Origin of the sequence: Cohnella thermotolerans DSM 17683 (genome assembly GCF_000429825.1) — a bacterium.
GTDB classification, from domain to species: domain Bacteria; phylum Bacillota; class Bacilli; order Paenibacillales; family Paenibacillaceae; genus Cohnella; species Cohnella thermotolerans.
The window spans coordinates 1-9656 of the sequence record NZ_KE386956.1; the positions used below are offsets into that span (position 1 = coordinate 1).

Annotated in this window: 6 protein-coding genes; all 6 read left to right on the plus strand. The window is 59.5% G+C overall.

Features of this window, described 5'->3' with window-relative positions; genetic code table 11:
* Positions 1-428 precede the first annotated feature (428 nt).
* On the plus strand, positions 429-2072 hold the full coding sequence (locus tag G485_RS0118845) for a hypothetical protein (protein ID WP_027093798.1): 1644 nt from the start codon (positions 429-431) through the stop codon (positions 2070-2072).
* Positions 2073-2255: 183 nt separating this feature from the next.
* Complete coding sequence (locus G485_RS0118850) at positions 2256-3155, plus strand: carbohydrate ABC transporter permease (protein WP_051318425.1); 900 nt, start codon at positions 2256-2258, stop codon at positions 3153-3155.
* A gap of 21 nt (positions 3156-3176) precedes the next feature.
* The gene (locus tag G485_RS0118855) at positions 3177-4016 is read left to right on the plus strand and encodes a carbohydrate ABC transporter permease (RefSeq protein WP_027093800.1); all 840 of its coding nucleotides are present in this window, start codon (positions 3177-3179) and stop codon (positions 4014-4016) included.
* 124 nt (positions 4017-4140) lie between these two features.
* Positions 4141-5553: an ABC transporter substrate-binding protein gene (locus tag G485_RS0118860; RefSeq protein ID WP_027093801.1), complete on the plus strand. Its 1413-nt coding sequence runs from the start codon at positions 4141-4143 to the stop codon at positions 5551-5553.
* A 78-nt stretch (positions 5554-5631) separates the two neighbouring features.
* The gene (locus tag G485_RS0118865) at positions 5632-7449 is read left to right on the plus strand and encodes a sensor histidine kinase (protein WP_035157255.1); all 1818 of its coding nucleotides are present in this window, start codon (positions 5632-5634) and stop codon (positions 7447-7449) included.
* Positions 7442-9178 carry a response regulator transcription factor gene (locus tag G485_RS31060; RefSeq protein WP_027093803.1) on the plus strand — a complete coding sequence of 579 codons (1737 nt, stop codon included), beginning with the start codon at positions 7442-7444 and terminating at the stop codon, positions 9176-9178. Before G485_RS0118865 ends, G485_RS31060 begins: the two co-directional genes overlap by 8 nt.
* Positions 9179-9656 lie beyond the last annotated feature (478 nt).

A 9656-nucleotide genomic window follows, 5' to 3' on the forward strand; every position in this document is an offset into this window, starting at 1 on the left:
AGTGCGGCAAGCTGTACCCAGCGATTCCCAGGATTAAGCTTCCCGCCAAAGGGTAAGTAGAAATTTTCCAACAGATCTGCCATATCCCGATTCGGCACGAACACGTTCGCTCACTCCATCTGCAAGGTTTTTTGCCAATTTTCTATGTTTTCCTTGCAGATAAATTCGACAAAAGTAGCTCAAATCCCTTGTGGAATAAGGATTTTTTGTTCGTTCAGCAAGCCCTATAATAAGGCAAGGGAATCGATGACCTGGATTTGATACTCTTGGTCGAGTGTCGATTCCGCCGGCATTATACGGATCGGAACCACGAAGAACGGGCGGCCCGGAACCCGGCCGAAGGCTGGCAGCGGTTCCGTTCGGTTTAAGCCCTAAGAAGCGGCGCAACGGCCGAAATCTGAACAGGCGGAAAGAGAAGGCGATGGCATATGACAACCTATGAGCAAAGACAGCACGAATTGATCCGGCGGATTGCGATCCAGGCGCAGCGGCAGCCCCTCCTCGGAAGCGGGCTGTGGTTCCATCACGACGTGCGGGACAATTTTTATTACGCCGCGCATCTGTTTGCGGCTTCGATCGACCCGGAAGCGAGAGTTCCGTTCGACAAGGAGATGACGCTCGCTTCGTCGTCGCAAATGATGCTGAAGGTGCTGAAGCTGCAGGACAAGGACCCGGACAGCCCGACTTACGGGCATTGGCCGCTTAGGCTCGATCCGGTGCCGAAGGAAGCGCGGCCCGATCCGCTTCCGGTCGAATTGATGGGGAGCCTGATGGTTTATTTCTACCGGGATCATCAGGAATACATGAGCCAGCCGCTTCGCGCCGCGTTCGAGTCGGCGTTCGAGCATATATACCGCAGCCGCTTTTACGCGAAGGAAATTCGGCAATTTAACCACCACGAAGCGAAATATACGGCGGCCAAACTGATCTTCGGCAATCTGTTCCGGGATTACGAGCTCGTGGAGGACGGGCACCGCAGCCTCGTCCGGACGCTGCGCCACGTGCGGGAGAACGGCATGGCCGAATACGGCGCGCTGCCGTGGTTCTGGCATTGGGTGCAGGCGTTCACGGCCGCCTGGGAGCTGGTCGACGACATCGACATCAACCGGGATCTCGGCGACATGCTCGATTATTTGTGGCACGAGCGTTCGCTCTGGTATTTGAAGGGAGCCTGGGTCGGACCGCATTCCCGCGCCTTGCCGCACGACGTCCCCCGGGACGCGAACGTGCTGTTCGATTACGTCCAATTCGGGGATTTCCCGTTGCCCGAAGAGACGCCGCGGCCCGAATTCGCCGCTTTCCTGTTCTACGAGGCGCCCGAGGACGTCACGCGGAACGCGCTCGACCGGAAGCAGCCGATGGAAGTGGCCAAATACGCCGTCAAGGCGGAGGCCGATTCGCCCGAGGAAGGCCGGAAAATCCATAAGTACGCCTACATTTCGGAGGATTACGCCGTCGGGGGCGTCTGGGAGCGGGTCCGCGAGTTCGACAACGAGCAGCACCGCTGGGACGTCTCCCTGCCGCTCGACCGGTCCGGCTCGATCAACCAACTGTTTTTCTTCCATCCGGGAGAAGGCTACACCGAATTCGATCCGCGCCACGAGAGCGGCGCCTGCGAAGTGCTGTTCCATAAAAACGTCGTGGCCGCGCTGTATCCGATCCCCGAAGGGGAGGATGGCCGGATCGTCGGCGTGCTGCCCAAGGGGGAATGGCTCCGGGAGGAGAACGCCCTGTACGGCCGGGTAGAGCGGACGTATATCGCCGTGCGCCTGATGCGGCCGTACGAGGCGGAGGAGCTGGCCGACCGCATCGCCGTCGAAAGCCGGGGAGGCCCGAGCGGCGTCGTCGTGGAGACGATCGGCGCCGAGGAGGCCGAGCGGCTTTGCATCGGAAGCCTGCAGGAGTTCGCGGCGATCCAGCGGGACAACGCCCCGGCATTCGGCGAAGACGGCGGGAGCGTGTCGTACCGGAGCCTGGCGGAAGACGAGCTGACGCTTCGGACGAACGGGCAAGGGGCCGCGGAGGCGATCGTAAACGGAGCGCCGGTCGATTTCGGCAAGTATTCGGTCTAGCAGGACGGCCTGCAGCCACAAAGTCAAAATTAAAGCGAATATGATCAAAATACCGTCAAAGAGCCGACGGTATTTTTTTTATAATGATAACACTCGCTCCACCAACGATGACAGATTGAGGTGTTAAACATGGCAAGAGATGTTGCGACCCCGCCCGGCGGTCTTCCGGCGGCGGCCGTGCCGATGGCCGGCAAGTCCGCCCGCTCGCTCGGGCGGCGGGAGACGCTGGCGGGCTTCTTCTTCGTAAGCCCCATGCTCATCGGGGTGTTCGTGCTCGTCCTGCTGCCGATCGCGGCGACGCTCGTGCTCAGCTTCGCCGATTGGAACTTCGTGGCGGGCTGGAACGGCATCCGGTGGGTCGGCTTCGACAACTTCCGGAAGCTGTTCGAGGACACGGCATTCCTCCGGTCCGTGCGGAACAATCTGCTGTTCCTGCTGACCGTCCCCGTCTATATGCTGATCTCCATGGTTCTGGCCATCGTCATCGACCGTTACGTCTACATGAAGGACTACTTCAAGGTCGCCTACTTCATGCCGTATATATCGAACATCGTAGCGGTCGCCGTCGTCTGGCAGGTGCTGTTTCAGCCCTCCTACGGTCCGGTCAACGAAATGCTCAAGGCGATCGGCTTCGCGAATCCGCCCAAATGGTTCGCGGACCCGCACTACGCGCTTTTCACCCTCATGGGCATCTCGGTCTGGCTCTCCATCGGCTTCAACCTGATTATTTATATCGCCGGGCTGCAATCGATCCCGAAGGATTTGTACGAGGCGGCCGCCATCGACGGCGCGAACGGGTGGACCCAATTCCGGCGCATTACGATGCCGATGCTGTCGCCGACGTCCTTCTTCCTGCTCGTCACGGGCATCATCTCGACGTTCAAGGTGTTCGACCTGATCGCGGTCACGACGCAGGGCGGGCCGATCGGCTCGACCAGCATGATGGTCTGGTATTTGTACGACCAGGCGTTCGTCAACCTGAAGGTCGGATACGCTTCGTCCGTAGCGGCCGTGCTGTTCCTGTTCGTCATGATGATCACGTTCGGGCAGTGGGGCGCGCAAAAGAAGTGGGTCAATTACTAACGAGAGAAAGGAGGCGCAGCGATGCGTTCGATGGCCGTTCAACCGTGGCGCAAAGGGATCGTCACCGCCGTTATGCTGGCGATCAGCGTGCTGTTCCTGCTGCCGTTCGTCTGGATGCTCGTCACGTCTTTCAAGTCGGAAAACGAGGTGTTCGCCTACCCGATCCAGTGGATTCCGAAGCATTGGCGGGCGATCGAGAACTACAAGGAAGTATGGTTCGGAGATTATCCGTTCTACCGCTATTACTGGAACTCGATCCGGGTCGGCGTCGCGACGACGCTGATCTCCTGCACGGTGTCGAGCCTGGCGGCTTACGGCTTCTCTAAAATTCAGTTCAAGGCCCGGAACGGACTCTTCGCGATCGTTCTCGCCACCTACATGGTGCCCGGACAAGCGACGCTCATTCCGCAGTTCATTCTTTACCGCAACATCGGCTTGTTCGACAGTCTCGTCGGACTGATTCTGATTGGAAGCTTCAGCGTGCTCGGGACGTTCATGCTGCGCCAGTTTTTTATGGGCGTCCACCAGGAATTTATCGAATCGGCGAAAATCGACGGCGCGGGCCATTTCCGGATTTTCTGGTCCATCGGATTCCCGCTGGTGAAGCCGGCGGTGGCGACCTATGCGATTCTGCGGTTTATCTGGACCTGGAACGACTACCAGAATCCGCTCATCTTCCTGCGGACGGACAAGTTGTACACGCTGCCGCTCGCGGTTCAGAAATTCACGTCGATGAGCGGCGAATTCTATTCGCTTATTATGGCGGCGGCCGTGTCGGCCATCGTCCCGCTGTTCATCGTGTTCGTCATCGGGCAGAAAAGCGTCATCGAAGGCATTGCGCTCGGCGGCGTGAAAGGTTAAGGCGGCAGTTGCGGAAGTCAAAATAATTCATAAAAAGTAAATTTTGTTCCATGAGGAATGTAATGGCTCTCTTTATAATTGAAAATGTTCGCAGCGTTACAACATTCGAGGAGGGTGTCATTCGATGAAACAGAAGAAGGTAGCGGCGGGCGCGGTCGTCGGCGCGTTGATGCTGGGGCTATTGTCGGGCTGCGGAGGCTCGAACGATTCGAACAACGCGTCGGGCGGAGCGAGTCCGGCGGCAAGCGGGAGCGCGTCGGCAAGCAGCCCGGCGGCTTCCGGCCAAGCGGTGAACCTCCGGCTGTACACGTACGGGACCGAAGAGGCTTATAACTGGAAAAAAACGCTTGACGCGTACGAGCAATCCCATCCCGGCATTACGGTGGAGCTGGTGCAGCTTAGCGACAAGGGCGACACGCAGGAAGCTTCGAAGAAGCTCGATCTCGCGGCGGCTTCGTCCGAGCAGATGGACATCCTCATGTTCAGCGACCCGGCCGGGTACGCGCAGCGCGTCTCGCTCGGCATGGCCGAACCGCTGGACGACTACATCGCCAAGGACGGGTTCAAGGAAGAGACCGATTACAAAGTGGACACCCATTTGAACGGCAAAGTGTATGCGCTTCCCGGGAAGTTCAACCCCTGGTACGTCCTGCTGAACAAAGACCATCTGGACGAGGCGGGATTGCCGGTGCCGACCGATTGGACGTGGGACGATTTCGCCGACTACGCGAAGAAGCTGACGAAGGGCGAAGGCGCAAGCAAGCGGTACGGCACCTACTTCCACGGGCCGCAAAACGGCGGCTGGCTCGAATACCTGAAGCTGATGATGGAGAATCAGCCCCAGAATTCGGACCTGCTCAAAGCGGACGGTACGTCCAATCTGGACGATCCGAACTTCAAGAAAACGCTGGAGCTTCGCGTCCGGATGGAGAAGGAAGACAAATCCGCCGTTCCTTATTCGGACATGATCTCCCAGAAGCTTGCCTACCGGACGCAATTTTTCAACCAGTCGGCCAGCATGCTTGTCATCGGAAGCTGGATGAACTCGGAGATCGGCGGAACGGACAAAGTGCCGCTGACCTTCAACGTCGCGGTCGCGCCTTTCCCCAAGAACAATCCGGGCGACGAGATCGGCTATACGCCGGTCACGACCGACTATGTCGCGGTGGCGGCCAGCTCCAAGCACAAGCAGGAGGCGTACGATTTCGTCCGCTGGTACACGACCGAAGGGCAGCTCGTCCAAGGCAAGAACATCCCGGCCTGGAACCAGGTGAAGAGCGATCAGGTCGCCTCCATCATCGACACCATTCTGAGCGGCACCAAAAATCCCGAGAAGGTGGACAAAAAGTCGCTCGTCGACACGCTCGTCGCTTCCAAAGCGTCGCAAATCGTGCCTCCGGCGTCCTATCAGGCGGAAGTGTTCAAAGCGGTCAACGAAGAGTTCGAGAAGCTCATCCTGGGCAATCAGGACATTGACACGACCGTCAAAAACGCCCAGGAGCGCGTCCAGAAGATTATTGATGCCAACAAGAAATAACGATTGCTATAATGAAATCGGACCGGGGGCAACCGTCGTTGCCCCTCTCTTTGCTTTTGGTGACCGGGGGGGACGGCATTGGCGAACCGCATCAGGGAGCTCCTCAAGCTGCGGTCGGTACGGCACAGGCTGATGGCGGCGTCCATCGTCTGCATACTGGTTCCGGCTTTCATTACGATGATCGTGTACAACTTTCTGACCCAGGAAGCCGTCAAGCGGCAGGCCGTCTCCAACGCCGAGGATTCGCTGCAGCTCGTGGGCGGCTCGGTGACGAATTTGCTGAAGGGCATGCTGAACATCGCCAACTACATTCAGGTCAATTCGGACATGAATTCGTATTTCAAAATGGCGGCGGCCGGCAACGACGACTCCGACGCGTACACGAAGTTTACGCAATCGAAGCAGATTTTGCAGCAGTTGGACAGCCTGACGGTGCTCGGCGAGAAAAACTACGTCACCGTCCTGCTCTCGAACGGGCGCTTCTACACCAACTATTCGGTCGACGACTGCAATCCGCTGTCCTGGCGGAAGCACTCCTGGTTCGGGAAGCTTCAGCAATTGCAAGGCTTCCAGTCGTACTGGTCGCCCGTCGAGCCGACGTCGTTCGGCCTCGAGAAGCTGGACCATCCGTATCAGGTGTCCGTCGGCCGGACGCTTCGCAAGGAAAATTCGGAAATATACGGCTATATCATCGTCACGACGATGGAGGATCAGATCCGTTCGATCTTCAACCGCCTGACTTCCGGCCAGGAAGCGATGATTCTGGACGGGGAGGGCCGAATCGTCTCCGACCGCAATCCGTCGCGCATCGGGCGGACGTTCCCGTATTTGGGGGAAGAAGAGAAGGCCAGCGATTCTTCCATCATCAGGATCGGACAAGAGAAATACCTGCTCACCCAGCAGCCGATCCCGTTTAACGACTGGCGGCTCGTGACGGTGCAGCCTTACAAGAAGGCGATCGTGAACATCAGCTCGATTTTCAACCGCGTGTTTGCGTTTCAGGCCTTCTCCTTTATCGCGTTCCTGCTGCTCCTTCTTCTGCTGCTCCGGACGTTCACGAAGCCGCTCGTCCGGCTGGGCAAAGTGACGACGGCCGTGCAGCGCGGCAATTTGAGCGTGCGTTCGGGCATCCGGGGCCAGGATGAGATCGGCCGTCTCGGCTTTCTGTTCGACCAGATGCTGGACCGGGTGCAGGAGATGATCGCGGAAGTGTCGGACACTCAGGCGCGCAAGCGCAAGGCCGAGCTGAAAATGCTGCAGGCGCAGATCAATCCGCATTTTCTGTTCAACGTGCTCAATTCCATCCGGATGAAGGTGCTGCGGAGGGGAGACGCGGAGAGCGCGAAAATGATCAGCTCCCTCTCCAAGCTGCTGCGCATGACGATCAGCAAGGAAGAGGACGAGATCGATCTGCACGAGGAGCTGGATCTTCTGACCGGCTATGTCGAGCTGATGAACCTTCGCCAGAAGGAAGAAGTCGAGCTGTCGCTGGACGTCTCCCCGGAGGCGCTCTTTGTCAAGGTGCCGCGGTTTTTTCTTCAGCCGATCGTTGAGAACGCTCTCATCCATGGGCTGAAGCAGCGCGCCGGCACGATCCGCATTCGGGCGGAGATCGACCGTCCGTTCCTCGTTCTGACCGTCGAGGACAACGGGACCGGGCTGGAGCCGGAACGGCTCGCCGCCCTGAACCGGAAGCTCGGCTCGGCGGTCCGGGAGGAGCCGCCGGAGGGTGGGGAAGGCAAGGGCGGCTTCTCGGGCATCGGGCTGGGCAACGTCGTGGAGAGAATGCGCATGGTTTTCGGGGACGGATTCCGCATGAGCGTGGAGAGCGAGCCGGACCGGGGCACGACGATCCGGCTGTTCATTCCGTGGAAGGAGGGAGCGCACGATGTATAAAGTGATGCTGGCCGACGACGATTATCCGGTCATCGAGCTGCTGTCGGAAGAGATCGACTGGCAAAGCCTCGGTTTTCGCCTGATGGGAACCCACGGCAACGGCGCGAGCGCCTGGGAGCAGGCGCAGGAAGAGATGCCGGACGTGCTGATCACGGACATCGGCATGCCGGCGATGGATGGGCTGGAGCTGACCGCCCGGATGAAGGAGCGAAATCCGGGCTTGCGCGCGGTCATTCTGTCCTGCCACGACGAGTTCCAATACGCCCGGCAAGCGATGCGGCTGAACGTGCAGGAATATTTCCTGAAGGATGCGCTCGACCCGGAGGATTTGGTCCGGCTGCTGCGGCGGCTGAAGATGAGTATGGACGAGGAACTGCAGGCCGGCTGGGAGCAGTCCCGGCTGAAAGCGCTGGAGAACGAGACGCGCAGTCTCCGCCAGGAGCGGATCATCCGCAACTTCATCGATCAGCCGCTGCTGTCCCCGGACCAGTGGAAGCGGGAGGCGGAGGCGCTCGGGCTGCTGCGCGACGGGGAGGCCGTTCTGCCCGCCGTCGGGTTCGTCAACCATTACGGGCAGTTGCGGCGCCGCTTCTCCTCCGAACAGACGCTGCGTTTCGCCGTGGGCAACGTGGCGGACGAAGTGCTGGGCGGCATCGGCTTTAGCGGGCTGCACGTCGCGTTCGACGCGCGGACGGCGCTGTTTCTTTTCGCTTACAGGCCGAGCCTGAAGACGAATCCTTACGACTGCGCGTCGGCAAGCCTGCGAGCGGTCCGGGAGGCGCTGCGGAGCGTGCTTGGCGTCCGCATGTCCTTTCTGATCGGCGGCGAATGCGCTTCGCCCGAAAGTCTGCGGCGGCAATTGCGGGAGCTTCTCGGGAGCGCGGAGCAGCGGTTCTACCTGAAGGAGGGAGAGATCGTCAAGCGCTTCGCGTCCGCATCCGCGTCGTCTGCGTCGTCTGCGTCGCGTGCATCGTCTGCGTCGCGTGCATCGTCTGCATCGTCTGCATCGTCTGCATCGTCTGCGTCGTGCGCGTCGTCTGCGTCGTGCGCGTCGTCCGCATTGCCCGCGTTGCCCGGCACCGATCTGTTCTCCTACTACGACCTCGCCAGCACGGAGCTCCGGGAAGCGCTCGTCGGCAAGAGCGCCGCGGAGGCGGAAGAAGTCGCGGGTCGCTGGATTCGCCTGATCGAGCGGGAGCGCTATGCGCCCGAATCGGTGAAGGATTGGACGCTGAAGCTGCTGCTCGATCTGAAGCTGAAGCTGCATTCGTTGCATTTTATCGGCTCCGGGTATACGGCCGATACGCTGCACAAGGAGATCGCCGACATCGATTCGCTCGGCGAGCTGCGGGACTGGCTCGTAGGCCACTTGCAGGAGTTCGTCCGCGTCGCCGGCCAGGGGGGAGCGTCCGGAGCGAAGCGCGCCGACGTGCAGGAGGCGTGCAAGTACGTCTCCCTTCATCTGAGCCGCCGGATTACGCTGGAGGAGGTGGCCGACCACCTGCATTTGAACGCCAGCTACTTCAGCCGGCTGTTCAAGAAGGAACTGGGCATTACCTTCATCGAATACGTCACCCGGATGAAGATGGAGCGCGCCAAGGAACTGCTCGACCAAACCCAGCGTTCTGTCGGCGAAATTTGCGAGATGCTCGGGTACGACAACCAGAGCTACTTCATCAAGACGTTCAAGGCCCACGCCGGAATGACTCCAGCGGAATATCGGGGATAGGAAGGCGTGCTGGCGGAAGTTCGATGCCAGGGAGGCGGCGTTGGCGGAAAGCGGGGCTAGGGAATTTGGCTGGTGGAAAGTCGGAGCTGGAGCGGCGGCACCGGCCGAAGAACGTAACTGCGGAAAGCGCGGATAGAGAGGCGGCATTGGTGAAAGAGCGTGCTGCTTGGCTGCGGGGCTGGTAAAACATTGGGTAAAGTCTTGGGCGAGCCACAGCGGAAAAAGTTGGACCGTCTTTTGCGCTCCAACGAAGCGTTGCTCGGTGCCGTTCGTTCCAGACAGGGGACGGACTCTCGTGCCATATATGTCAAAATCTCGCCGGGATCGGTCAAAATCCGGCTAACCGTTCAATGAATTGTTCTTTATAATCAGGTTAGTACCTGAAAATGTAAGTTGTACCCCTTAGCAGTCCTCGTTCCGGCTTGGAAGGCCGCTGTAAGGTCGAAAAACGACCTTACGGGCACGGATTGGGCCGCGC

Excerpts from the sequence above, each read along its gene's own strand:
- G485_RS0118845 (WP_027093798.1), top strand. The coding sequence starts at position 429 with ATGACAACCTATGAGCAAAGACAGCACGAATTGATCCGGCGGATTGCG.
- G485_RS0118850 (WP_051318425.1), top strand. The coding sequence starts at position 2,256 with ATGGCCGGCAAGTCCGCCCGCTCGCTCGGGCGGCGGGAGACGCTGGCG.
- G485_RS0118860 (WP_027093801.1), top strand. The coding sequence starts at position 4,141 with ATGAAACAGAAGAAGGTAGCGGCGGGCGCGGTCGTCGGCGCGTTGATG.
- G485_RS31060 (WP_027093803.1), top strand. The coding sequence starts at position 7,442 with ATGTATAAAGTGATGCTGGCCGACGACGATTATCCGGTCATCGAGCTG.
- G485_RS0118855 (WP_027093800.1), top strand. The coding sequence starts at position 3,177 with ATGCGTTCGATGGCCGTTCAACCGTGGCGCAAAGGGATCGTCACCGCC.